25 protein-coding genes are annotated in these 25,358 nt (G+C 39.1%); 11 read left to right on the forward strand and 14 right to left on the reverse strand.

Translation table 11 applies throughout. The annotated features are described in order from the left end of the window. Nucleotides 1–45: 45 nt before the first annotated feature. Nucleotides 46–702 carry a protein-L-isoaspartate(D-aspartate) O-methyltransferase gene (locus P2W72_RS08460; RefSeq protein ID WP_276360833.1) on the forward strand — a complete coding sequence of 219 codons (657 nt, stop codon included), beginning with the start codon at nucleotides 46–48 and terminating at the stop codon, nucleotides 700–702. Nucleotides 703–846: 144 nt separating this feature from the next. Here the strand turns inward: P2W72_RS08460 and smpB are convergent, their stop codons facing one another. Beyond that, on the reverse strand, nucleotides 847–1,296 hold the full coding sequence (gene smpB / locus P2W72_RS08465) for an SsrA-binding protein SmpB (RefSeq protein ID WP_276360836.1): 450 nt from the start codon (nucleotides 1,294–1,296) through the stop codon (nucleotides 847–849). A gap of 118 nt (nucleotides 1,297–1,414) precedes the next feature. Here smpB and P2W72_RS08470 point away from each other — a divergent pair, with 118 nt between their 5' ends. Continuing rightward, complete coding sequence (locus P2W72_RS08470; protein WP_276360838.1) at nucleotides 1,415–3,703, forward strand: TonB-dependent receptor; 2,289 nt, start codon at nucleotides 1,415–1,417, stop codon at nucleotides 3,701–3,703. A gap of 10 nt (nucleotides 3,704–3,713) precedes the next feature. Here P2W72_RS08470 and P2W72_RS08475 read toward each other — a convergent pair whose 3' ends face one another. Both P2W72_RS08475 and P2W72_RS08480 read right to left on the reverse strand, forming a co-directional pair. Then, entirely contained in the window at nucleotides 3,714–5,585 is a 1,872-nt protein-coding gene (locus P2W72_RS08475) for an Nramp family divalent metal transporter (protein ID WP_276360841.1), read from the reverse strand. Next, nucleotides 5,582–6,235 carry a metal-dependent transcriptional regulator gene (locus P2W72_RS08480; RefSeq protein ID WP_276360843.1) on the reverse strand — a complete coding sequence of 218 codons (654 nt, stop codon included), beginning with the start codon at nucleotides 6,233–6,235 and terminating at the stop codon, nucleotides 5,582–5,584. The genes P2W72_RS08475 and P2W72_RS08480 overlap by 4 nt, the downstream gene beginning before the upstream one ends. A 135-nt stretch (nucleotides 6,236–6,370) precedes the next feature. On the opposite strand from P2W72_RS08480, the gene P2W72_RS08485 reads away from it, so the two are divergent. Continuing rightward, on the forward strand, nucleotides 6,371–6,841 hold the full coding sequence (locus P2W72_RS08485; RefSeq protein ID WP_276360847.1) for an Lrp/AsnC family transcriptional regulator: 471 nt from the start codon (nucleotides 6,371–6,373) through the stop codon (nucleotides 6,839–6,841). Between the two features lie 15 nt (nucleotides 6,842–6,856). On the opposite strand, the gene ung is transcribed toward P2W72_RS08485, so the two are convergent. Continuing rightward, on the reverse strand, nucleotides 6,857–7,534 hold the full coding sequence (gene ung / locus P2W72_RS08490) for a uracil-DNA glycosylase (protein ID WP_276360851.1): 678 nt from the start codon (nucleotides 7,532–7,534) through the stop codon (nucleotides 6,857–6,859). 73 nt (nucleotides 7,535–7,607) lie between these two features. On the opposite strand from ung, the gene P2W72_RS08495 reads away from it, so the two are divergent. After that, complete coding sequence (locus P2W72_RS08495) at nucleotides 7,608–8,159, forward strand: DUF2892 domain-containing protein (RefSeq protein ID WP_276360853.1); 552 nt, start codon at nucleotides 7,608–7,610, stop codon at nucleotides 8,157–8,159. A 7-nt stretch (nucleotides 8,160–8,166) separates the two neighbouring features. Here P2W72_RS08495 and P2W72_RS08500 read toward each other — a convergent pair whose 3' ends face one another. From P2W72_RS08500 to P2W72_RS08530, 7 genes are all read right to left on the reverse strand, one after another. Beyond that, a complete protein-coding gene (locus P2W72_RS08500; RefSeq protein WP_276360856.1) occupies nucleotides 8,167–8,382 on the reverse strand; it encodes a hypothetical protein in 216 nt (71 codons plus the stop codon). A gap of 81 nt (nucleotides 8,383–8,463) precedes the next feature. After that, nucleotides 8,464–10,185: a lysine--tRNA ligase gene (gene lysS, locus P2W72_RS08505; protein ID WP_276360859.1), complete on the reverse strand. Its 1,722-nt coding sequence runs from the start codon at nucleotides 10,183–10,185 to the stop codon at nucleotides 8,464–8,466. 427 nt (nucleotides 10,186–10,612) lie between these two features. Beyond that, nucleotides 10,613–13,042 (reverse strand): MG2 domain-containing protein, encoded by a 2,430-nt coding sequence (locus P2W72_RS08510; RefSeq protein ID WP_276360861.1) that lies wholly within the window; start codon nucleotides 13,040–13,042, stop codon nucleotides 10,613–10,615. Nucleotides 13,043–13,550: 508 nt separating this feature from the next. Beyond that, nucleotides 13,551–15,464: a long-chain fatty acid--CoA ligase gene (locus P2W72_RS08515; RefSeq protein ID WP_276360864.1), complete on the reverse strand. Its 1,914-nt coding sequence runs from the start codon at nucleotides 15,462–15,464 to the stop codon at nucleotides 13,551–13,553. 122 nt (nucleotides 15,465–15,586) lie between these two features. After that, on the reverse strand, nucleotides 15,587–15,913 hold the full coding sequence (locus P2W72_RS08520) for an iron-sulfur cluster assembly accessory protein (protein ID WP_276360867.1): 327 nt from the start codon (nucleotides 15,911–15,913) through the stop codon (nucleotides 15,587–15,589). A gap of 44 nt (nucleotides 15,914–15,957) precedes the next feature. Continuing rightward, a complete protein-coding gene (gene iscU, locus P2W72_RS08525) occupies nucleotides 15,958–16,371 on the reverse strand; it encodes a Fe-S cluster assembly scaffold IscU (protein ID WP_276360870.1) in 414 nt (137 codons plus the stop codon). A 127-nt stretch (nucleotides 16,372–16,498) separates the two neighbouring features. Further along, nucleotides 16,499–17,710: an IscS subfamily cysteine desulfurase gene (locus P2W72_RS08530; RefSeq protein WP_276360872.1), complete on the reverse strand. Its 1,212-nt coding sequence runs from the start codon at nucleotides 17,708–17,710 to the stop codon at nucleotides 16,499–16,501. Nucleotides 17,711–17,834: 124 nt separating this feature from the next. Here P2W72_RS08530 and mce point away from each other — a divergent pair, with 124 nt between their 5' ends. The 6 genes from mce (at nucleotide 17,835) to P2W72_RS08560 (ending at nucleotide 22,237) form a co-directional block, all read left to right on the forward strand. Beyond that, entirely contained in the window at nucleotides 17,835–18,239 is a 405-nt protein-coding gene (gene mce / locus P2W72_RS08535; RefSeq protein WP_276360875.1) for a methylmalonyl-CoA epimerase, read from the forward strand. 119 nt (nucleotides 18,240–18,358) lie between these two features. Beyond that, on the forward strand, nucleotides 18,359–18,607 hold the full coding sequence (locus tag P2W72_RS08540) for a type B 50S ribosomal protein L31 (RefSeq protein ID WP_079701873.1): 249 nt from the start codon (nucleotides 18,359–18,361) through the stop codon (nucleotides 18,605–18,607). Between the two features lie 68 nt (nucleotides 18,608–18,675). Next, entirely contained in the window at nucleotides 18,676–19,860 is a 1,185-nt protein-coding gene (locus P2W72_RS08545) for a GlmU family protein (protein WP_276360878.1), read from the forward strand. Nucleotides 19,861–19,880: 20 nt separating this feature from the next. Then, the gene (gene tpiA / locus P2W72_RS08550; protein ID WP_276360882.1) at nucleotides 19,881–20,645 is read left to right on the forward strand and encodes a triose-phosphate isomerase; all 765 of its coding nucleotides are present in this window, start codon (nucleotides 19,881–19,883) and stop codon (nucleotides 20,643–20,645) included. After that, the gene (gene prmA, locus P2W72_RS08555; RefSeq protein WP_276360884.1) at nucleotides 20,646–21,491 is read left to right on the forward strand and encodes a 50S ribosomal protein L11 methyltransferase; all 846 of its coding nucleotides are present in this window, start codon (nucleotides 20,646–20,648) and stop codon (nucleotides 21,489–21,491) included. 410 nt (nucleotides 21,492–21,901) lie between these two features. Continuing rightward, on the forward strand, nucleotides 21,902–22,237 hold the full coding sequence (locus P2W72_RS08560) for a helix-turn-helix transcriptional regulator (protein ID WP_276360888.1): 336 nt from the start codon (nucleotides 21,902–21,904) through the stop codon (nucleotides 22,235–22,237). Nucleotides 22,238–22,452: 215 nt separating this feature from the next. Here the strand turns inward: P2W72_RS08560 and P2W72_RS08565 are convergent, their stop codons facing one another. The 3 genes from P2W72_RS08565 to scpB form a co-directional block, all read right to left on the reverse strand. After that, nucleotides 22,453–23,571 (reverse strand): GNAT family N-acetyltransferase, encoded by a 1,119-nt coding sequence (locus P2W72_RS08565; protein WP_276360891.1) that lies wholly within the window; start codon nucleotides 23,569–23,571, stop codon nucleotides 22,453–22,455. Between the two features lie 69 nt (nucleotides 23,572–23,640). Next, nucleotides 23,641–23,841 carry a hypothetical protein gene (locus P2W72_RS08570; protein ID WP_276360893.1) on the reverse strand — a complete coding sequence of 67 codons (201 nt, stop codon included), beginning with the start codon at nucleotides 23,839–23,841 and terminating at the stop codon, nucleotides 23,641–23,643. A gap of 106 nt (nucleotides 23,842–23,947) precedes the next feature. After that, on the reverse strand, nucleotides 23,948–24,514 hold the full coding sequence (scpB, locus tag P2W72_RS08575) for an SMC-Scp complex subunit ScpB (protein ID WP_276360896.1): 567 nt from the start codon (nucleotides 24,512–24,514) through the stop codon (nucleotides 23,948–23,950). A gap of 153 nt (nucleotides 24,515–24,667) precedes the next feature. Here scpB and P2W72_RS08580 point away from each other — a divergent pair, with 153 nt between their 5' ends. Continuing rightward, nucleotides 24,668–25,354 (forward strand): ferritin-like domain-containing protein, encoded by a 687-nt coding sequence (locus P2W72_RS08580; RefSeq protein ID WP_276360899.1) that lies wholly within the window; start codon nucleotides 24,668–24,670, stop codon nucleotides 25,352–25,354. The last annotated feature ends 4 nt before the right edge of the window (nucleotides 25,355–25,358 follow it).

Consider the following 25,358-nt stretch of genomic DNA (forward strand, 5'->3'; position numbering starts at 1 on the left):
TATTAGTTTCTGAAAATGCCTTCTTAAGGTTATTTTTGGAATAGAATGGCACATAAGATAGTTGATAGTTACCGCGAAAAGGGAGCCCGTAAAAAGCTGGTTGAATTACTGAGAGAGCGTGGAATAGCAGATGAAAAGGTTTTAAGTGCTATTGGCAAGGTGCCGCGCCATTATTTTTTCGATGAAACTTTCTGGAAGCAGGCCTATAAGGATATTGCTTTTCCTATAGGTGATGGACAAACTATTTCACAGCCCTATACTGTAGCTTATCAGACTGAACTTTTACATATTAAAACAGGGGATAAAGTATTGGAAATTGGTACCGGCTCAGGTTATCAGACCTGCATTTTGTTAGAGCTGGGTGCCAGAGTTTATACTATTGAAAGGCAGGAGAATTTATATAACCGCACCCGCCAGGTGTTGCCGCATATTGGCTATAATGCCGAATTTTTCTATGGTGATGGTTCAAAGGGTATTGCAAAGCATGCACCCTACGATAAGATTATTGTTACTGCCGGTGCACCCCTCGTTCCGCAAATACTGCTTAAACAATTAAAAATAGGCGGCATCATTGTTATTCCGGTTGGAGATGAAAAATCTCAAAAGATGATTACTGTATTGCGGGTGGGAGAGAATGAGTTTGAGCGGTTTGAACTGGATACCTTCCGGTTTGTGCCGCTGGTGGGGGAGCAGGCCTGGTGATTGCCGGTTTCTTTGTTAGTTATTGGTTATCTGTTGCCAGCTTTCAGTAGAACGGCTGCAAAACTGAAATCATTATTTCATCATCCCGGGCCTATTAGCTCTTTATTCCTTACTCCAACAGACAAGTGATAGTAGTTAACAGGTTTACCTTTTCATAGCCCTGCTCATCTCCAGTTTTGCATCGCGGTCTTTCAGCGTTTCACGTTTGTCGTATAGCTTTTTACCCTGAGCCAGTCCTATTTCGAGCTTCGCAAATCCTCTTTCTGAGGTAAATATCTTTAGAGGGATGATTGTAAAACCCTTTTCTTCAAGTTTTGTCTTTAGCTTAGCCAGCTCTTTCTTTCTTAATAAAAGTACCCTGTCGCGTTTGGCTTCATGATTGTAGAACGAGCCATGCGAGTACTCTGCGATCTGCATATTTCTTACCTGCAAATGCCCATCCATAAAAGTGCAGAAAGCATCATTGATGTCAGCCTTTCCCTGCCGGATTGATTTTATCTCGGTACCAAGAAGCTTGATACCGGCTGTGTATGTTTCAAGTATGTGATACTCAAAGTATGCTCTTTTATTCTTAATAGTAATTGCACCCGACATAAGTGCAAATATCCGAAAGAATTTTCATAACCCGAATTTTTGAAATTATGAGAATTGTTTAATTTATTTTTTAGATTAATCTAAAATTGTATTTTTGTATATCTAATTTAAATTAAAGATGATGCGTTCTATTCTGTTTACACTTTTACTTGCAGGGGTATTTGTTAATCTCCGGGCTCAAACTACTGTGGTTCACGGAACTGTACGTTCAGAAGAGAAAGCACTCGTATTTGCGACGGTTGCAATAAGCAATAGCAGATATGGTACAACAACTGATCCGGAAGGGAAATTTTATCTCGATAAGCTGCCTGCCGGAAAATACAACCTCGTGATTTCGGCTCTGGGTTATGCTCAAAAGAATATTCCTTTAAACTTAAAGAATGGGCAAACCCTGCATGTTGATGTTGAGATGAAGGAATCTCATGCAATGGCAGATGAAGTGGTAGTCAGTGGAACTATGAAAGAAATAACCCGATTGGCCAGTCCTGTGCCGGTTGAAGTTTACAGTCCGGCATTTTTTCGTAAAAATCCTACTCCCTCAATTTTTGATGCTTTACAGAATGTAAATGGTGTTCGTCCTCAGCTTAACTGTAATGTATGTAATACCGGCGATATTCATATTAACGGATTGGAAGGGCCTTATACCATGATCTTGATTGATGGAATGCCAATAGTGAGCGGTCTGTCTTCAGTTTACGGGCTTTCAGGTATTCCCAACGCCCTGATCGAAAGGGTAGAAATTGTTAAAGGTCCGGCATCATCTCTGTACGGTTCAGAAGCAGTTGGAGGATTAATCAATATCATCACCAAAAGACCTCAGAATGCTCCTTCAGTATCTGCTGATGTGTTTAGTACATCATGGGGAGAGCTGAATACAGATCTTGGAATTAAGCTGAAAGCGGGAAAAAAAGCAGATGTGCTAACCGGAATTAATTATTTCAAGTATAGCAACAGAATAGATAAGAACAATGACAATTTTACGGATGTAACATTACAGGACAGGATTTCATTGTTTCAGAAATGGAATTTCAACCGTAAAAATAAGCGGGTGTTCAGTCTGGCCGGAAGATATAATTACGAAGACAGGTGGGGCGGAGATATTTCATGGGACAGATCTTACAGAGGGGGAGAAACCAGATATGCAGAAAGTATTTATACAAACAGATGGGAGTTACTGGGCTCATATCAGCTGCCGTTTAAAGAGCCGCTTATGTTTGCATTTTCGGTGAATGATCATAAACAGAATTCTGTTTACGGTACAACAATTTATGGTGCCCGGCAGCAAATTGCATTCGGACAGTTAACATGGGATAAGAAAATAGAGGAACATGATCTTTTGATTGGAACTGCTTTGCGTTATACATTTTATGATGATAATACTCCCGCAACAGTTTCTTTGGGAGGACAGAACAAAGCTGATAAAGTTTGGCTTCCCGGGCTTTTCGTTCAGGACGAAATAGCGCTTTCAAAATCTCATAAACTATTATTAGGAATGCGATATGATTATAATTCAGTGCACAGGCACATACTCACTCCAAGGTTTGCCTATAAATGGAATATTAATGATCATAATGTTCTGAGGTTTAATGCAGGTACGGGATTTCGGGTGGTAAGTTTGTTTACGGAAGAACATGCCGCACTAACCGGATCAAGGGAAGTGGTACTGACTCAAAAACTTGAACCTGAGCGTAGCTATAATGCCAACCTGAATTATCACAGGAAATTCTATTTTATGAGCGGAAGCTTTTTGAGTATGGATGCGTCTGCCTGGTACACTCATTTTACAAATCAGATTATACCAGACTATTTGACTGATCCTGATAAAATTATATACAGTAATCTCGATGGATATGCAGTTTCCAGAGGACTTAGCATGAACATGGATTTAGAGTTAAATAATGGACTTAAAGTGATGGCGGGTGCTTCATTTCTTGATGTATACTCGAAAAATAATCAGACATCGTTTAAGAACAGACCATTGCTGACTGAAAAATGGACCGGGACATGGAGTATTTCCTATAAATTCCCCGGCACACAAGTTAATCTTGATTACACCGGGAATGTTTATGGTTCAATGCAATTGCCTGTACTGGGCGATCTGGATCCAAGAAGCGAAAAATCGCCGGTCTGGAGTCTGCAGAATATTCAGATGAATTACAGTGGATTTAAGAACCTTGAAATATATGGCGGAGTGAAAAACCTGTTGAATTGGACACCCGGTAAAAGTGAGCCGTTCATCATAGCTCGCAGCCGTGATCCTTTTGATCAAAATATAGTTAAGAATGCACAGGGGCAGGTAATCCCGACCACGGATAATCCCTATGCCATGACATTTGACCCTGGATATGTTTATGCACCCAATCAGGGTTTACGTACGTTTTTGGGTGTCAGGGTGACGATCAGATAAGTTTTTTATCTTATTTAATAATCAGTATTGGTATGTTCAGATGGTGTCTGACCTTATCTACTGTGGTTCCGAAAATCAGGTCACTAATGCCTGAATGTCCATGAGCACCCATAACAAGGAGATCAAGGTCTCTCTTTTTTACAAGGTTAGATATTGCTTTTGCCGGTGCGCCATATCCTATAGAGGTCTCAACTCTGAATCCCAGTTTTTCCAGATTCAATTTGTACTTTATCATATTGTCATGATCGCTTTGGGTTTCGTGATCAAGTACCTTATCTCCATGAAATCGTGCACCTGCAGTTTCTACGATATGGATTAAATAATATTCAGCATCCTTACCACCCTGAATTAAGGCATGGCGAATAGTATTTCTGTCATTTTTGGAAAAGTCAACTGTGATTCCTATTGATTTGTATTCAATATGTTCCACTTCTCCCAGTTCTAATGCATTGCCATGCGGAACATTTGATAAACCGGCTTCATGTTTGCTCAAAAGTGGCTTAAGGAATACATAAAGAAGCAATAAGCCAATTCCAATTGCAAAGGGAATTACCAGAAAGTATATCCACATGATACCGACAGTGGTGCTATGTATCCAAAGGTTGATCTCTTCAACAACAAGCTTAACATTCAAACTGACAATAATGAATGCACAAACCCATGCCAGAACCTTTACCCAGGGTTTGATTGTATATTCTCCCATTTTGCTGCGGTCTGAATTAAAATGAATCAGCGGGATTACTGCAAATCCAAGTTGTAAGCTAAGGGCTACCTGGCTTAATACCAGTAATCCACCCAGGGCCTCTTCGCCAAAGTAAATAATTGTAAAGAAGGCAGGAATGATTGCAAGTAAACGCGTAATTAATCTCCTGATCCAGGGCTGAATTCTCAGATTTAAATGCCCTTCCATTACGATCTGACCTGCAAGTGTTCCGGTAATAGTAGAGCTTTGTCCAGATGCAATTAATGCAATTGCAAATAAGGCGGGTGCTACTGAGCCGAAGATGTTTTCGAGTAATTTATGTGCATCCTGAATCGCTGCAACTTCGTACAGACCGTTTTTGTAGAATGCAGTGGCTGCCAGGATTAAAATTGCAGCATTAACGAAAAAAGCCAGATTCAATGCAACCGCTGTATCGATAAGATTGTACTTTAATGAATCCCTGATCCCCTTGCTGCTCCGTTCAATTTTTCTGGTTTGAACGAGTGATGAATGGAGATACAGATTATGTGGCATCACAGTTGCACCTATTATACCAATAGCTATATAAAGTGCTTTTCCTGAAAGTATGGAAGGGGCAAAACCGCTAATAACTTCTTCAATTGCAGGTTTCACAATAAACATTTCGGTCAGGAAGGAGATTCCCACGATAAAAACCATCGATACAATGAATACTTCCATCATTCTCATTCCTTTATTCAGCAGGAAAAGCAGAAGGAAAGTGTCAAGAATGGTAATTGAAATCCCCCATATTAATGGCAGGCCGAAAAGCAGATTCAATCCAATAGCCATTCCGATGATCTCTGCCAGATCGCAGGCCACAATTGCAATCTGAGCAAGAACGTACAGCGGGAAATTGATATAGCGAGGATAAGTGTTACGCGATGCCTGAGCCAGATCAAGTCCTCTGACAATCCCTAAACGGGCACTCAGCGACTGCAGTAATAAAGCCATCAGATTTGACATCAGTAAGACCCAGATCAGCGTGTATCCAAACTGGCTTCCACCGGCGATATCGGTCGCCCAGTTCCCCGGATCCATATAACCTACACTGATCAGATATGCCGGACCGGCAAATGCCAGCAGTTTTCTCCATCCGGTTTTTCCGGATGTAATTACTGAACTGTGTACTTCCCCTAAAGATTCATCGTGTTTGCTCATAAAATAACCAGTATATTTTTTGCTACTTCACGACTTATCGTCAGTTCTTTTGTCTGTGCAGATAACATGATTGATCCGTCAAACTCGATTAATTCGGTGACGGTAATTTTTGTGCCAAGTGTTAGTCCCAGTTTTTCAAGAAGCTTGAGAAATACAGATGAATGTTCACTAACACCAGATATCGTTCCGCTGTCGTTTTGCTTCATTTCAGAAATTTTAACCAATTTTTTATGCTGAATGGTTCCTGAACGATCGGGAATTGGATCGCCATGGGGGTCTGTTGCCGGATTGCCTAAAAAATCATCCAGACGATTGATAAGATGTTCAGAATTGATATGTTCCAGTTCTTCAGCTATATCATGTACCTCATCCCATTTGAAACCCAGCTTCTCAACCAGGAAAACTTCCCACAAACGATGCTTTCTGATGATGTTAACTGCTGCACGGATTCCACTCTCATTTAAAGTAACACCCTGATATTTTATGTAATTGATTAGTTTTTTGTCCGCCAGTTTTTTAAGCATATCTGTCACAGATGCGGCTTTGGTACTGGTCATTTCTGCAATCTGATTCGTGCTAACTGCTTTGCTGTTGCCATCACTCAGATGATAGATAGCCTTCAGATAATTTTCTTCTGTAAATGAGTGCATATGAGTTTGTTAAGCAAATCTAATTATTTATTTAGATTAATCTAAAATTTGAAATAAAAATATTTGCAAATTTTAAGGGGCTTTTTAGGAATAAAATTTGGCTATTGCTATTTATAATTTACTTTTGTTCTAACTATGGCAATAGAACTGGACAAAATTGATCTCAGAATTTTAAAAATTCTTCAGGAAAACGGCAGGATCACCAATTTGCAGCTTTCACATGAAGTTGGTCTGTCTCCTGCACCTACTTTAGAGCGTGTAAGAAAACTTGAACAGTCTAAGTATATCAAGAGTTATCATGCTCTGGTTGATGAAGAATTGCTTGGTCTTGGAATTAAGACTTTTATTCAGATTCAGCTTGATTTTCACAAGAATAATACCATACAAGTATTTCTTGAAGAGATTGAAGCTATCAAAGAAATAACTGAATGTCATCATGTTACCGGTCAGTGCGATTTTCTTCTGAAAGCTTATGTGAAGGACATTAAAGCATATGAGCGTTTGATCATGGATAAAATCAGTAAGATCAGTGTAGTTAAAACTTTTCAGACGATGATGATCATGTCTACCAATAAGAAGGAACCGGCGGTGCCTCTTGAATATTAATTTAACGATAAATCCTTATTTTATCTTCCATTCAATCTCCTCCATTCCATTTTTCTTCAGGATCTCATTGGTTTTTCTGAAGTGATTGCATCCGAAGAATCCACTGTGTGCAGAAAATGGAGATGGATGAGGAGCAATTAAAACAGTGTGTCTGGTTTGATCTATCATTGTTGATTTAGCAGAGGCATATTTCCCCCATAAGAGGAATACAATGTTTTCTCTCTTCTCAGATAAAATTTGAATAACCCGGTTAGTGAATTCCTCCCAGCCCTGGTTCTGATGTGAACCCGGCTTTGAAGCCTCTACTGTTAAAGTCGCATTGAGTAAAAGAACTCCCTGATCAGCCCACTGACTAAGGTCTCCATGCCCGGGTATTTGAAAGTCAGGATATTCATTTTGCAATTCCTTAAATATATTCTGTAAAGAAGGGGGAATTGGAATGCCCTTTTGAACAGAAAAGGAAAGGCCGTGGGCCTGATTAGTTCCATGATAAGGGTCCTGTCCAAGAATTACAACCTTTACTTTATCAAACGGGGTATGTGTAAATGCGTTGAAAATTAAGTTGTTAGGAGGATATATGCTTTGTCCGGCATTTATTCTTTCCCGGAGAAAAGCCCGTAACTTTTTCATGTAATCCTTTTCAAATTCTTCTTCAAGTACTGCTTTCCAGCTTTCTTCAAGTTTAATAGACATAATTTCTAAGATAGATATTGGTTAAGCGCTCAAATAAACGGATATTTGCAACAAATTTAAAAGATAAGAAGAAATGCCTAATTACATCAGATTGATATTTGCAGCTATAGTATTGGGTGCAGCAGTAGCATTAATGATTTTTGGATTTTGGGGATGGGGGATACTTTCGGTATTCATCTCTATTTTGATAGCAGTAACTTATTTCTACAATGAGTATATGCTTATTGCTCAGTATTATCTCCGTAAGGATGATATGGACAAAGCCGCAGTTTGGTTGAACAAGATCTCAAATTATGAAACGCAGTTGTTCGCAGGGCAGCATGGATATTACAATTTATTGATCGGACTGATCGAGTCCCGTAAAGCACCAATGCAGGCTGAAAAATACTTTAAAAGAGCTATAAGTCTGGGTATGACTATGGATCATAATATTGCACTTGCAAAGTTAAGTCTTGCAGGTATTGCTATGGCAAAAAGAAATAAAAGAGAAGCCGCCCTGTATTTACAGGAGGCTAAGAAAGCGGATAAGAATAAATTACTTGCTGATCAGATCAAGATGATGAAAGATCAGATGGGTCAGCTTGACAGGACGGTTCAGCAGAGATCGTATCGTCAAACCTTCTAAGGAAGGATTATTTATCCTGCAGACAATCAAAACGCAGGGCAAGTTCGCGATTAATTGAACTGCTTCTGATCTCTTCGGTTTGAAGTACCGGACGCGGATTCAAAAAATATTCTTCTGATTCAAGAGCCTTCAGGATCTGACGGAGGAGTGATAAATTAAAATCATCCTTTTTTAATTTGATCAGGTATTCCTGATCGGTAATTTCAAGAATTGAATTTTTCATTGTGTATAATTTTATACACAAAAATACGAAAGGCCGCTCTGCTGTATGTAAAGCGGCCTTTATCAAATTGTTAGATTTGTATCAATTAAACCATTCCATTACCGCCTCTTTTGAAGGCATGGTAATCTCCAGTTTCATTTTCTTTCTCATCCCTCCAAGATCGTTAAACACCTTGTTTGGATTACCGGCTTTCAGTTCATCAACGGTTTTGAACCCCATTTTATTGAGTACAGGTACCCATTCTGCAGGTATGCCAATAGCGGTAAAATCTTCGGCAGAAGCAATTTTTGCTTTCTTTTCAGGGCGCATTTGAGGAAAGAATAATACTTCCTGGATGGTACTCTGATCAGTCATTAACATTACCAAACGATCAATTCCAATTCCCAATCCTGAAGTAGGGGGCATTCCATATTCAAGGGCTCTCAGGAAATCATCGTCCATTGCCATTGCTTCTTCATCTCCTCGTCCGGCAAGCAATAATTGCTCCTCAAAGCGTTCCCGCTGGTCGATAGGATCGTTTAGCTCTGTATAAGCATTTGCAATTTCCTTGCCCATTACAAATAACTCAAAACGTTCTACCAAACCTTCCTGCGAGCGGTGTTTTTTAGCTAGAGGTGTCATTTCAATCGGATAATCGGTAATGTAGGTAGGCTGGATCAGATGTTCTTCAACTTTTTCGCTAAAGATCTCATCAATCAGTTTACCTCTTCCCATAGAATCATCGATCTCTATATTAAGGTCCTTACAGGTTTTTTTAAGGGTACCTTCATCCATCGATGATACATCAATTCCGGTATATTTCTTAATGGAATCGTACATCGATAGTTTCTCGTACGGACCGGCAAATTCAATCAGGTGCTCACCTACTTTTACAGTAGATTTACCATGAATTGCTACTGCTACTTTTTCAAGGCACTCTTCCACCATAGCCATCATCCAGATATAATCCTTATAAGCCACATAGATTTCCATTGACGTAAATTCAGGGTTATGAGTGCGGTCCATTCCTTCATTACGGAACATTTTACCAAACTCATAAACTCCGTCGAAGCCTGCAACGATCAGTCGTTTAAGATATAACTCATTGGCAATGCGCAGGTAAAGCGGCATATCCAATGTATTGTGATGGGTTTTGAACGGTCTTGCAGCTGCTCCACCATGAATTGGCTGAAGGATAGGCGTTTCAACTTCCATCCATCCCTGATCATCAAAATAGGAACGCATGGTGTTTATCACTTTGGAGCGCTTCATAAAAATATGCTTGTACTCCGGATTTACTGTCAGATCAACATAACGCTGGCGGTATCTCATTTCAGGATCAGTAAAGCCATCGTAGATATTTCCTTCATCATCACGTTTTACCACGGGCAGCGGTTTAAGTGACTTTGAAAGAATTTTCATTTCACTGACATGGATAGAGATCTCGCCGGTTTTTGTAGTAAAAACATATCCGCTGACCCCAACAAAATCGCCAATGTCAAGCAGCTTTTTGAATACGGTATTATAAAGGGTTTTGTCTTCCCCGGGACAAATTTCATCACGGTTGATATAAGCCTGAATACGACCAGTTGAGTCCTGCAGTTCAGCAAAAGAAGCGCTGCCCATAATCCTGCGGCTCATGATTCTTCCAGCAAACCGGATGTTCTTATAGGATGTTTTATCGCGCTCGTAATTGTTCTTTATATCCTCTGCATTTACATTTACTTCAAAAGCTTCAGGGGGATAAGGGTCTATTCCCAGTTTACGCAGTTCCGACAGGGCCTCACGGCGCATGATCTCCAGTTCAGATAATCCAATACTCATGTAGAAAAAATTTCTGCAAAAATATGTTTTTTATCGGGAATTTCAGGTGTTACAGTGATGACCTGAGTGAACTGGTTTCAATGTGGGGATTCAAGCTCGTTAATAGGTCTTTCTGAGTCTGAAGAAGTCATACCGTCTATTGAAATGGCTGCTCGCAGGCGTTTTAATAGAGTATTTTACCGGTCTTTTTGATCAGGAACTTGATCAGGAATTGGTAAAACAGATCAATGAACTCCAATCCCTGAAAACAGAAGACAGGCAGCATATCTTATCAAATACTTGGTGCGCTTAATCCTATGTAAGCTTTTCTGAAAGTTCATTACACCGACATGATCTATGTTAAACCAATATCTGTACCAACCATAAGCAGTTTAGTGTTTGCAAGTAAGATGGCGTTTACATTTCAGCGGATCAGATGGTAATTTTACTATCTAACCACAAAGGTTAGACTGCTTCTTCCAAGCCTTCCTCTGTAGTCCAGACCCTCTACAACAACACGGTATGTTCCGGGAGTGTCGGCAGTGAAAAATTCAATGTGGGATTCCCTTCCTTCATCAATAAACACGTCCGGATGCCAAAAGATGGTGCTTCGAAAATCATCTTTGTGTTCTTTTGTTCCTGCAACGCTGTAATCCGGCGAATAAAATTCACGACTCAGGCTATAACCTTTCGGAACATATTTTATAATGCCTTCCGACAGCGTTTGAATGGTATTTGGCATTCCGGCATGTCCCTTTGTAGTCACCACCACCACCCCGCCGAAGCCTTTGTCGCCATAAATAGCTGAATTCGCTCCCAGACCCTTTATAACTTCTACGTACGCAATATCCGCCATATTTAATTCACTGAAGTTATCACCTATATGCAGCCCATCCACAAAAATCTCCATATTCCGGGCTCCGCTCATTAGGTTATTCCGGGATAATTTTGCAGTAACTACACCTGTTCTTGGGTTGATATCATAGTCTAGACCCAAAACTTTACCCTTTAATGCAAAAGCTAAATTATTGTCGGATAACTGATCATTCATGAATACATAATCAGCTGGTGTATTACCCAGTTTACTGGAGTTTTCAAGTTTTTTAGGATCTTTAACTGCTTTTACTGCAACTTCATCCAATATATGGGTAGGATTTATCAATCCCTGATTCAGGAGCTCCAATAGTTCTTCTTTTAACCCTTTCAGCTTGCTATTTATGATTTCACTTTCCTTAGCTTCCAGATCTGGCTGGAAATTATCAATCGTTACAGGCTGATGGTGTACCTGGTCAAGCTCGATCGTTATATTTGCTTTTGACCTTTCCCTTCGACCTTGAATTACAAATCGCATACTATCAGCGAAAGCCAGCCTGTCAAACATAAACCGGCCTTGCTCGTTAGTAAGTGTGTCCATAAGTATACCAGCGTCGGGTGTAAACACTGTAACCTTACCACCAGTGACAATATTTCCACCTCGTAGAAGTCTTCCCGATATTGAAATACCATTCTCAGGATAATACTTTATTCTTTGATCTTCTTTCTGCCAGGTAAATCGACGCCAGCCCTGAGTAAGCATCAGGTTATCTAAATGTCGTTGCCTTACTGTGCTTTCGACTGTGCTGGTAAAATAATAGTTGGGTTTCTCGATGAACCCTTTCAGTTCAGATTTTAAAAGCAATTCTGAAAGTATCGTACTTTCATTGACCTCATTCACTATTATTCGGTCCATGTCAGTTACTGAAATAGAAAAACTTCCTGTTACAACTGCATCATTTTCAGTTGAAGCCTTCAATGTCATTTTAACCCTTTCTCTTGGCTTATAGACAGGCTTTTCAGTCTCTAATTTAAGTTTAAGATGATCATCCGGCCTGATGAAAACTAGACGCTCTGCAGCAGGGAGATCTTTCTCATCGAATAAGGTTAAGCGTGCGATTCCGGCAGGCACAGCTGTGACCGGTAAATTAATATCGGCAAATTGCCTGGTCATTTTGAATGTTGATTGTAAAGTTGACTCGTCAAAAGCGGTCATAATCAACTTAAATTCCTTTTCATGTCCCACCATTGATGGACTGGCTGTTACACGCACCAGAAGGCTGTGTGTCCCGTTACCAGTTACGTTCATAATATATCCGTCTTTGACTGCATTTGGAAGAGTAAACGGATCACTTAGAGTTGAGTCTATAATAACTCTGTAATTATTTCCTGCAAGGGGAGTTATCAAAAAGGAGCCCATACCCGCATGTTCTGTTTTAAGTGTGGCTACTTTACTGCCCAAGTTATCAATTACATAGCCGGTAACATCTACTCCCAAGCCATCAGACCCAATAGCTTTAAAGGCAACTCGTGATCTCAATCCTTCAATCAGATTACCCCCTTCAGGAAAGAACTTTAAAGCTAATTTTCCCGAAGCACGATTGGCAACTTCTTTCGGTTTCTGAGCCTTCCAGGAATTAACTATAACAAAAGGATGATCATAAAAGCTTTCCTCACCATAATTTCGCATCCATTGCGTATAAGCGCGAATCCTATACTTACCTCCACTTAAAGTATCCGGCAGAGCGAAATCTCCTGATGCCAGTCCGGCAGCGAGCGGCAATTTTAGGGATTTATGGACACGCCTTTCATTGTCTACCAAATCCACATATATTATTTTACTGAGCATCGACGGTTGATTTGCCATATCAACTACATATACTTTAAACCAGATAGACTGGCCGGCTGCGTAGTAAGGTTTGTCCAAATGAAGGTGAACCTTTTCCGGTGTTACTGAGTTTCGTATATCATAACGATTAGATAAAGTATCTAAAGATGTTTGTTGAGCATTTATTGAACCGCAGAGAAGTTGAAGAAGAAAAATACCCGATAAGATTGCTTTCATTAAATCAATTTAATCAAATATTTTAGCATTTCAAATCGACTCTGGCCAGGGAAAATTGACAAGTGAATCAATTTGTAAATTAGTTAAAACCCTTTCCAATTCGTTGTCCATATACCAAAGCATCACTCACTAAATTCACTTTTTATGCAGTTGTAAAGCGTGGTTTTATTGATAACGTAGACTCGGTACACATCCAATTCCTGACGAGCACCTTCATGCTTTTTGATGGATGTGGTAATTTGTGTTTCTGCGAATTGTTGCTTCTGCATATTCGACATTTGAAATTTAACACTTTGTTTAATTACTCAATGTTTTAATTTCAGGGAAGCTTACATTGAAAATAGTATTAAATCTACTCAAAAATGAAAAGACTGCTAAAGTAGGACTAAAATGGAAAAGGCTTAAACAAGATGGGATAATCAGTATCCGGAAAAATTGATTAATTTATGATGCGTTTGCTCTGTGATGACTTATCTGTTGATAGCGATGAGTTTAATTTCATTGAGTTTCAATCATTCTCAACCGCATGCATATACATCTCATCGATATCCCCGGCGTATTTTCTCTCAATTACCTTTCGCTTGGCTTTCATCGTAGGGGTGATTTCGCCTTCTTCAATACTGAACGGATTACGTTTTACAAGAAATGATTTCATTCGTTCAAATTTAGCAAGTTCATTGGAGTACTTCCGGATATCTTCATTGAGCCAGTCGAGTATTTTCTGATCGCGGATAAAGGAGTCCTTTTCCTGAAAATATTCTTCATTTAGGTGGAATGTTTCCTGAAGTACTTCTCTGGATGGGATAATAATTGCAGTGACATATTCACGTTTGTCGCCAATCAGGAAGATCTGTTCAATTTTAGAGCTCTTCAGGTAGGTGTTTTCTACCGGAGTAGGGTAGATGTTCTTTCCATAGGCATTAACAAGCATATTTTTGATACGGTCAGTGATCTGCAGATTTCCCTTGAAATACCTGCCTACATCACCTGTATGGAACCATCCGTCTTTATCAATTACTTCTGCAGTTTCCTGCGGTTTATTCCAGTAGCCTTTCATTACGCAATGTCCTCTGACAATAATTTCTCCTTCTGCGCATTCGAAATTTTCGTTGAATGAATTATGGGTTTGAACTGTAATCAATTCCTTACTTTCCACATCCTGAATGGCTACCTCAATTCCCGGAATGATACGCCCCACAGTTCCATAAACCTGACGGTGATACTCCGTTACCGCCATTACAGGGGATGTTTCCGTCAATCCGAATCCTTCAAGGATCTTTATTCCCAGATTGCCAAAGAATTCACCCACATTTTTGGGTAATGCGGCTCCTCCGGAGATCATGAATTTTAGTCGGCCGCCAGTCTTTTCCTTGATCTTGCTGAATACCAGCTTTTCAGCGATGGCTTTGCTGATGCTTAAGAATATACCCGGAGTTTTACCTGTTTCCTTTACTTCACGGTATTCTTTGCCGGTTGCTATGGCCCAGAGGAATATTTTTGCTTTTATTCCTCCTGCTGAGGTTCCGGTTTTCATGGCTTTGTCATGGATACGCTCCAGTAATCTTGGGACACAGCTCATGACACTAGGTTTAACTTCCGCCATATTTTTGGCGAGCAGTTCCAGACTTTGAGCAAACGCGATCTTACTTCCAACTGCACTGCATACATGATAAGTTGCGGTACGTTCAAAAACATGTGACAATGGAAGGAAGGATAAGAAAAGGTCATTTTTATCAATAACAGGAATTTGTTCCAGACAAACCTTTACGTTTTGTACAAAGTTTGAGTGGGTAAGCATCACACCCTTTGGGGTTCCTGTTGTACCTGATGTATAGATAAGTGAAGTAAGATCTGATGGTAATATAGCTTCTCTTGCGATTGCTATTTCTGATCTGAATTTATCAAGAACGTGTTTTCCTTCCTGAATCAGATCTTTAAAGCTGATCACTCCGGCATTCAGTGATTTATCTTTGGTGTATTTTTCATAATCGTCAAAAACTGGTATAATTCGCTGTATATCAGAGCAGTTATTGGCAATTTTCAGAATCTTACGGAAGAGAAAATGATTGCCTACCAGAATAGCTCTTGCGCCCGAATCATTTAATATATATTCTATTTCTGTTTCTGAAAGGGTTGGATAGATGGATACATTGACCGCACCGATCTGCTGTAAACCCTGATCATATAAAACCCAGTCCACAGAATTCTCAATAATAAGTGCAAGCCTGTCGCCTTTTTTTATGCCCATTTCAAGGAAATAGGCTGATAAGGCATCGGCTGTATCCAAAACCTGCTTATAGCTTACTTCAACCCAGTTTTCTTTAACCTTATGAAGTAAAAACGTAGTGTTTTCATCATGAATATGAGTAACCACATCACGCAAAAGGTCAGGAATAGTTGTAGATTCTGTTATTGGATTCATCTTTTGAGAATATGAATTGATATAATCAACAAGTATAACAGAATAGTGCTAAAAAAACAAAAGGCCCTGAATAGAGCCCCTTGTTGCATTTTGTTTTCAGTAATAAATATTTTTTTATACCATCAGACAGAGAAACTTTCGCCACATCCGCAAGTGCGGGAAGCATTTGGGTTATGAAAATTAAATCCCTTGCCATTGAGTCCGTCTGAAAAGTCCAGTTCTGTTCCTGCCAGATAAAGAAATGATTTCATGTCAAGTGCCATGCGGATTCCTTTGTCCTCAAAGAACTGATCGCCGGGTTTTTCTTCATTATCGAAGTCCATTTTGTAGGACAGACCTGAACAACCACCTCCCTGAACAGAGACGCGAAGAAAATAGGTATTATCCAGTCCATTTTCATTCATGAGCTGTTCAACCTTGCTTTTCGCTTTATCTGTAACTGTTACCATTTTGAGTGTTATATAAAATTTTGCTGTATTCAGCAGGGAAATTATTAGTGATGCGATTTAGGCAGCTCTAATGCTTCCATTCCATTTTTTACACGGTAATCGTTTATCGCTGCTTTGATCGCATCTTCTGCTAAAACGGAGCAGTGGATTTTTACCGGAGGAAGGGCTAATTCTTCAACGATATCCATGTTATCAATCTTCATAGCATCATCAATGCTTTTACCTTTTAACCATTCTGTAGCCAGTGATGAAGATGCGATAGCTGATCCGCAACCAAAAGTTTTGAATTTAGCATCTGTAATTACGTGGTTTTCATCTACCTGAATTTGCAGACGCATCACGTCGCCACATTCAGGGGCACCTACCAAACCTGTACCAACAGCTGTGCTGCTTTTGTCCAGGGTTCCAACATTACGTGGATGGGTGTAGTGATCGATTACTTTTTCTGAGTATGCCATATCTTTTTGTGCTTACCGGTTTCCCGGGTATGTTTTTTTACTAAATGTTTAATCTGTTATCAGTTGTCTGTTACCTGTTATCAGTTGACTGTTGTTAATTAAGGTGTCAATTATAACGTACAGCTCATTAATGTTCTGCCCATTCAATCTTATCCAGATCAATTCCTTCCTTGAACATTTCCCATAGCGGAGAAAGGTCGCGGAGGTGGTTTACAGCTTTTTTGGTTTGTTCGATTGCGAAATCAACTTCTTCTTCTGTAGTGAAACGGCCTAAACCGAAACGGATTGAAGAATGAGCCAGATCATCAGATAAGCCCAGGCTCTTTAATACATAAGAAGGTTCCAATGAAGCTGAAGTACACGCTGATCCGGAAGAAACTGCAAGATCTTTCATTGCCATCATTAAGCCTTCCCCTTCTACATATTTGAAAGAGATGTTTGCTACATGTGGTAAGCGATGCTCAGTATTTCCGTTAACATAACTTTCCTCAAGAACGGTCAGGGAAGTTTGAAGTTTATCGCGTAAAGCTGAGAGACGCTTTGCCTCTGAATCCATTTCCAAACGGCATAATTCACAGGCTTTTCCTAATCCCACGATTCCGGGAACATTTAATGTTCCTGAACGCATACCTCTTTCGTGGCCACCACCATCCATCTGAGCAGTTACCTTAACTCTTGGATTTTTACGGCGAACATAAAGTGCACCCACTCCCTTAGGGCCATACATTTTATGTGCAGAAAATGCCATCAGGTCAATTCCGTCTGCATTAACATCTACAGGTATTTTCCCTACTGCCTGAGTTGCATCAGTCATGAAAAGTGCTCCGTGTTTATGTGTCATAGCAGCAATTTCTTTTATCGGCTGAATTACACCAATCTCATTGTTTCCATACATGATTGAAACAAGTATAGTTTTCTCAGTGAAAGCAGCTTCCAGAGCCGTCAGGTCTATTAAACCATCAGATTTAACAGGCAGATAAGTTACTTCAGCACCCAGTTTCTCAACATGTTTGCATGCATCTAAAACCGCCTTGTGTTCAGTAACACAGGTAATGATATGATTTCCCTTGTCCTTGTACATTTCAAACACACCTTTAATTGCAAGGTTGTCTGATTCAGTTGCACCCGAAGTGAAAATAATTTCTTTTTCATTTGCCCCTATAAGCTTTGCCACCTGCTCACGGGCATAGTCAACACCTTCTTCTGCAGCCCATCCAAAAGCATGGTTTCTGCTCGCAGCATTTCCAAATTTAGCATTGAAATATGGGAGCATCGCCTCGAGTACCCGGGGATCCATCGGAGTAGTTGCGTTATTATCTAAGTATATTGGCAAATTCATTTTACTGTTATTTATAATCTTTCTAAATCTCTTGCAAAGATACAAAATAATTTTTGGCTTAATTATCAATTTTGTCTATGCAGGTATAGATAAAATGGTCATTTTTATGCCATAAAATAAGTCGATGGATAAAGTTGAACACATTGGAATCGCTGTCAGAAATTTAAAGGATGCAGGTTCATTGTACGAGCGTCTTCTGGGTTGTAAAAGCTATAAAAAGGAAGTCGTGGAATCAGAACAGGTAATTACTGAATTTTTTAAAGTCGGCGAGACCAAGATTGAACTGCTTGAGGCAAGTTCTGATAAAAGTGCGATTGCTTCATTTATAGAGAAGCGTGGGGAAGGGATTCATCACATTGCATTTGCTGTGGATAATATTGTTGCAGAGATGGAGCGTCTCAAAAACGAAGGCTTTAATCTATTGAACGAAACACCCAAAAGGGGCGCTGATAATAAGTTGGTTTGCTTTGTGCATCCGAAATCTGCAAATGGGGTTTTGATAGAGCTTTGTCAGGAGATAAAGTCTTAATTTCAGCTCATATTCCTCTCTTTCAAGAGTAATTTTTTAGTCTGCTCAGATAAATTTTGAAATTACTTTTAATAAATAAGAATATATACTATATTTGCACCTCTTAAAAAGTATTGAAGATGAAAGCTGAATTGCATCCCAAAAATTATAGATTAGTTGTGTTTAAAGACATGTCTAACGAGTATTCTTTCTTAACAAAATCATGCATTGATACAAAAGAAAGCATTAAATGGGAAGATGGTAACGAATATCCACTTGTAAAATTAGAGATATCACACACCTCTCACCCGTTTTACACCGGTAAGATGAAATTGGTTGATACTGCTGGACGTATCGATAAATTCCGTTCACGTTACGAGAAAAAATAATTTTTTTTAGTTTAATAATAAATTAAGGTCCCGGCTCATAAGGTCGGGACTTTTTTTATTTTTGCTCAATGAGTGTTATTCTTTTCGACGATCAGTTCAGGAGTAATTTATTGCCTCTGGCATTTACCAGACCCATTTCTGAATTCAGGGTTGGTATACTTACAATTGCAGAAAAGTGGCAGAAATACCTTAATGCCGGGATTTCTTACCTTACAGAAAATTATCTCAGCGAAAAGTATCCGCTCAAAATCAGCGCCTACAATCTTTTTATAAACTCTGCCATTTGCCCGGATGATTCTCTGCTATATGCAATTGATTTACTTCAGGAGGGTCAATCGCTGTGTTCCGGTGATTTACTGATTGCTGTCAGGCTAAATGAAAGTGCGGCAAAAGAGTTTGATTTTAGAAATACAGGTATTTATGAATCTGTACAGTATGATGGTGCATTCACCAGAATTGCATATCCTGAAAACATATTTTCGTTTAACGACTCAGAGCTCCGAAAGGATTTTGACTTATTGACCAAAGGTCGTACTTCTGCCAAAATCAGCAGCACAAACACGATAATTGGCGACAATATATTTATTGAAGAGGGGGCTGATGTTGAATGTTCTTCATTTAATACGAAGACCGGGCCAATATATATAGGTAAGAGGGCCCTGATCATGGAAGGTTGTCATATCAGGGGCTCATTTGCCATGGGAGATGATGCTGTATTGAAAATGGGAGCAAAAATCTATGGAATGACCTCTATCGGTCCACATACTAAAATCGGTGGGGAGATAAATAATTCAGTTGTGTTTGCCAATTCATCAAAAGGTCATGAAGGGTATCTTGGAAATTCAGTGCTAGGTGAATGGTGCAATATTGGAGCCGACAGTAATAATTCCAATATGAAGAATAATTATGCAGAGGTCAGACTTTGGGATTACGAAAAGCAGAGTTTTCGTAAAACGGGACTGCAATTCTGCGGACTGATTATGGCTGATCATGCAAAATGTGCAATTAATACCATGTTTAATACAGGGACAGTGGTTGGAGTAAGTGCCAATATTTTCGGATCAGGATTTCCCAGGAATTTTGTCCCTGATTTTTCATGGGGTGGGAATCATGGTTTTGAAGTATATCCGCTTAACAAGGTTTTTGATACAGCAAAGCGTGTCTATGTTCGAAGGAATTCTGATTTCAACGAAACTGAACAGAAGATACTTAGCAGGGTTTTTGAACTTACAGAGAAACACAGAAGGTTTTAAATATAATAGGGATTAGAAATATGAGAAAAAATATAGTTGCAGGAAATTGGAAAATGAATCTGGATTTAAATACAGGTATTCAGATTTTCAATGAAATCAATACATTAATTACTGAGGAAGTAAACGGCAATCAGGAGGCAGTTGTTTGTCCGCCTTTTATACACATCAGCGCCTTTACAGATGCTATTAAGCCGGGGATTAAACTTTCTCTGGGTGCACAAAACTGTCATCAGGCAGATGCAGGTGCATTTACCGGCGAGATTTCAGCTTCTATGTTGGTATCATGTGGTGTAAAATATGTGATCATTGGACATTCTGAGCGCAGACAGTATTTTAATGAAACCGATGCTCTGCTGGCTAAGAAATTGGATGCTGCATTGAAAAATGGCCTTACTCCGATATTTTGTGTGGGCGAGACTCTGGAGCAAAGAAATTCAGGTATATACTTTGATATTATCAGAGAGCAGATATCTTCTGCTGCTTTTCATTTGCCATCTGCCGACTTTAGTAAATTAGTGCTTGCATATGAACCGGTTTGGGCAATTGGCACAGGTCTTACTGCCAGTCCTGAGCAGGCGCAAGAGATTCATGGATTTATTCGTAAACAGATCGCAGATAAGTATGATCAGAATCTTGCAGACTCGATCAGTATTCTTTATGGAGGAAGCTGTAACCCTAAGAATGCCTCTGAACTTTTTTCGCAGCCTGATATAGATGGTGGATTGATCGGAGGAGCTTCACTTAAGGCGCGTGATTTTGTAGATATTATAAAAGCCTTTAACTAAATGGTTTACAGCGAGCTTTTTTTTAATCTTTCCTCTTCTGAAGAGTTTCATAAGGATCTTTTAATTGATGCCTTGTCAGGAATTGGTTTTGATACCTTCGAGGATGCCGATCAGGGTTTTAAGGCATATATTCCATCTGCAGATCTTGATGAGGGAAAGGTTAATGAATTAAAGGACTCTTTTTCAGGGATGTTTTCTTTTTCCTATACGGTAAACAGTATTCCGCATCAGAACTGGAATGAGGTATGGGAAAGTAATTTTGAGCCACTTCAGGTCGCAAATCGTTGTTACATCAGAGCAACCTTTCATGAGGCTCATCCCGAATTTGAGTTTGAAATTGTTATTGATCCGAAGATGGCATTTGGGACAGGGCATCATCAAACTACGGCATTAATGATGGAGTTTATGCTGGAAGAGGATTTTGCGGGGAAAAGTGTTCTTGATATGGGATGTGGTACAGGTATTTTGGCTATTCTGGCTTCAAAACTGGGAGCCAAAGATATAATTGCAATTGATTATGATGATATCTGTTACGAAAGCACAATTGAAAATTCTGAACTTAACGGAATAGGTAATATTATTCCTTTATGTGGCTCCAAAGAAGTTATTCCGTCACAAAAATTTGATATCATTTTGGCCAATATTAATCGGAATATTCTGCTCGATCAGCTGGATCGTTATGCTGAAGTATCCGCAATTGATTCTGATCTTTTTTTGAGTGGTTTTTATCAGGAGCCTGATTTGTCAATAATCAAAGAGAAATGTGAAGCTGTTGGGTTTAAGTACCATAGTCATAAGGTGCTTAATGACTGGGTTGCGGCTAAATTCCATTTTTCGGGTAAATAGAATGCATAATTTTTGTCTTTGTACTGTTGATTTCTGTTTTAAGACTTAAAATCAGCTTTTCATGTTTCTTTTCACAACAGGACTTTCATTTTTACCCAATTCTTAGTTTTAAATTATTCATAAACGATAGACTAATTATTTCTGCAATTAGGGAATATATTTATCTGAGATTGAATTGTTTAATGAAATGTGAAAAATATTAGTCTAAAGTGGAACTTTTTTATCTTTTTTTCGTTAAAGTAGGAAGAGGAGTGTGATTGTGAAATGTTTATTCTGTTGAGGATAAATAAATTTTTGAGCCTTTGAACAGAAGGTTAAAATTGCTTTTCATTGTGAATTTTGCCGGAATTGCTCTTTGGTAACCGGGAACACATACAAACCAGCATACATCTACTTGAATAAAATATAAAATGAAAACATTAGGTAAAAAGATTCGCTTATTAAGGCATCAGAAGAGTTGGAGTCAGGAAGATGTTGCCAGGCAATTAGAAATTTCAATTCCTGCATTTTCTAAAATAGAAACAGGAATTACAGACGTGAATGTTTCCAGGCTGGAACAGATAGCTAAGCTGTTTGATATGAATGTTGTACAATTGCTAACCTTTAATGAATCTGAGGGAATGCCAGTATATGCCTCAGAAATTGATGATCTTAATCAAAGATTGCAGGAAAGGGAGAAGGAGGTGATTGATTTGCAAAAGAAGATCATTGAGTTGTACGAAGAACTCTGGAATTACAAGAAATAATAAAAAGACCCTGATGTGAATAAGGGCACTGAAAAAAGTCTACTCAGAAAAAATATGAAAATTAAGCGTGGTATAATAGTCAAATAAACGCTCTGAGAATACTTGTTTTACACAGAAATTTTTTAAGCTCTCAAATATAGCAAGTAAAAGGGCCTGTACACACTTTATGGTACAGGCCCTTTTATTTATAAGTACTTTTTCAGTGCCTTCGTGTATTAAAATACTTTTCTCATCGTGGCATGTTTTTTCCCGAAAGTCGCTCCCGTTGCTTCGTGGATAGCCAGCATTTTATCATTGAAGTCGCCAACCCATGATAATTCAAGTTCTTCATACTGGTTTTTTGGTAGGACATATTCTTTTAATTTAATGAACAAAGCAGATTCCAGACCGTGTTTTTGATAGGCTTTCTTTGTCCCCATAACAACTGCACGCATTCTGCTAACACCTTTCCATCTGTTATAGAGAAATTTTAGTTTTTCGATGATTCCCAGTTTCCCGTTAAAATCTTTAATCATCTGATTAGCATCCGGAATGATAACAACTACAGAAGCAGGTTCTCCATTAATATACGCAAACCAGATCAGCTTCTCATCCATAACGATTTTCATTTTATTGAAGCTTTCCAGAATTCCCTTTGTATCCAAGGGCACAAAGTTTTTAAAATTTTCCCAGGCATCATTATAGATTTCAGCAAAATCTATGGCATATTTTTCGAGTTTTCCTGTTTCAAGATGTTTGAATTCATAACCAGGCTTAGCGGCTACCCATTGTGCAATCTTGGTGAATCGTTCGGGGAATGGCTTTTTTACTGCAAGATGATTAGTAATCTGTTCATAAAGAGTGACGAAGCCATAATCATCAAACATCTTTTTATAATATGGATGATGATAATTCATTCCGTAGGAGGGGGTAGTAAAGCCTTCAATTAGTAAACCCCAGAAACTGTCATTTTCTCCGAAATTAATGGGGCCGTCCATTGCCTTCATTCCTCTTTCCTGAAGCCAGTTACTGGCAGTATTGAAAAGAAGTTTTGCTGCTTCAGAGTCATTGATACACTCAAAGAATCCTATTCCTCCGGTAGCTTGTTCATTTTGATAGGCCTTTTCCTCATTGATGAATGCTGCAATTCTGCCGATTAATTTCCCATCATCTGATTTCAGAACCCAGCGTGTGCAGGTACCATGGCTGTGGAAGACATTTTTTTTTGGATCGAAAACAGCTTCTATGTCCTGGTCAAGCGGACAAACCCAGAATGGATCATCTTTGTACAGTTCTCGTGCAACGTCCAGAAATTCGCGGGCTGTTTTTCCACTTTTTACTTCTTCTAAAATCATCAGCTATGGCTTTAAATAAAAAAAGCATCCAGAGCGAACTGAATGCCTGTGTCTTATGGCAATATTTACTTAGAAATCATCGTCATCATCATCAAAATCATCGAACCCTGGCATATCATCATCCAGGGGGATATCAAAATCATCTTCATCATCCATAATCAGGCGATTTGACTCTTTTGGATCGGTGGTTTTATTCTGCTTCTTTACCGGGGCTGCAGCAGATTTCTTGTTTGACCCCTCGCTTTTAGTTACTTTTTTTGGCGACTTCATCTGTAGCAAATTACACGTTCTTTGTTATAATGTTATTCTAAAGTAAAATTAACAAGATTTTGAATTATCAACCCTTCTTTTTTTAATTTTCTTCAGACAAATATTACTATTCTGTTTGTTCTCCTATATTATTGTTTTCAGTTGTCAACTCATTGAGCTGGGGGAGGTCTTCCGTTGAGTTTATGCCAAAATAGTCCATGAAAATACTGCTGGTAGCATAAAGGAGTGGTTTCCCAACCGTGTCTGATTTACCACTGATGCTAATCAGCTCTTTTTCGAGTAATTTTTGAACAGTATAATCACAGTTCACACCTCTGATCTGCTCAATTTCCAGCTTAGTGATCGGCTGCTTATAAGCAATGATCGAAAGGGTTTCGAGTGCTGCCTGACTTAGTTTTTTCCTCGATCGTTGAATCTGCAGCTGATTGATTACCGGATAGTATTCCTTTCTGGTCAGAAACTGAAAGCCGCCGTTTAAATTCAGCAGTTCAATGGCAAGGTTAAGTTCCAGATATTTCAGACGGATTTGTTCTATAAACTCTGCAACCTTTTCTGAAGAATAATAATCCTCATTCAATTCAGCCAAAACCTGCTGTATTTCATCAATAGAAATACTCTTATCTGATGCAAAAATCAATGCTTCAATTAAATTTTCAGGCTTTTCAAAACTCATGAACAAACATACAGACAATGCATTTTAAACAAAAAAAATCTTTAATAAATATTCAGACCTTTTCCAATATCTGAAAAATGTATAAAAAATAAATCTGCCTTGGAACTGATGTCGTAGGTATAGCAAATCAATGAACAAAAAATCAGAACAGATATGAAAAACTTAAGAAAACAAGATGAGCAGCAAAGTAAACTGGATCGTCGCTCATTCCTGCAATTTGCGGGTGCTGGTGCTGCAGGCTTAGCACTTTTTGCTGCCGGATGCAAAAAAGATGAAGCAATGATTAGCAACCCTGCGGGAGTTAATCTGGGAAGCGGTGATATAGGTATTCTGAACTATGCTTATGCACTCGAACAGCTGGAAGCTGCATTTTATACCAAAGTAGCAGCCGCATTTTACGCAGGTATTACCGAAGCTGAAAGATTGCTTCTTGCAGACATCAGGGACCATGAGATTGCACACCGCGAATTTTTCAAAAATGCCTTAGGTTCAAATGCAATTCCCGGACTTGAAGTTGATTTTTCGATGATCAATTTCAGCAGCCGCGACAGTGTTTTGGCTACGGCCAAAGCTTTCGAGGATCTTGGAGTATCTGCCTATAATGGTGCCGGGGTACTGATTAAAGATTCTGCTTATCTGACCCTTGCCGGGAAGATAGTTTCTGTTGAAGCACGTCATGCGGCACTGATCCGGGACCTGATCAGTAATGGCAGTTTTGCTGATTCTGAGGTAATTGACAATAACGGACTTGACAAATCCCGTCTGCCAATGGAAGTGCTCAGCATTGCAGCTCCATTCATTAAAACAAAAATTAACGCAAACGATTTACCTAAATCTTAATTTA

The sequence above is a fragment of the Daejeonella sp. H1SJ63 genome (assembly GCF_029360775.1).
Classification (GTDB): Bacteria; Bacteroidota; Bacteroidia; order Sphingobacteriales; family Sphingobacteriaceae; genus Daejeonella.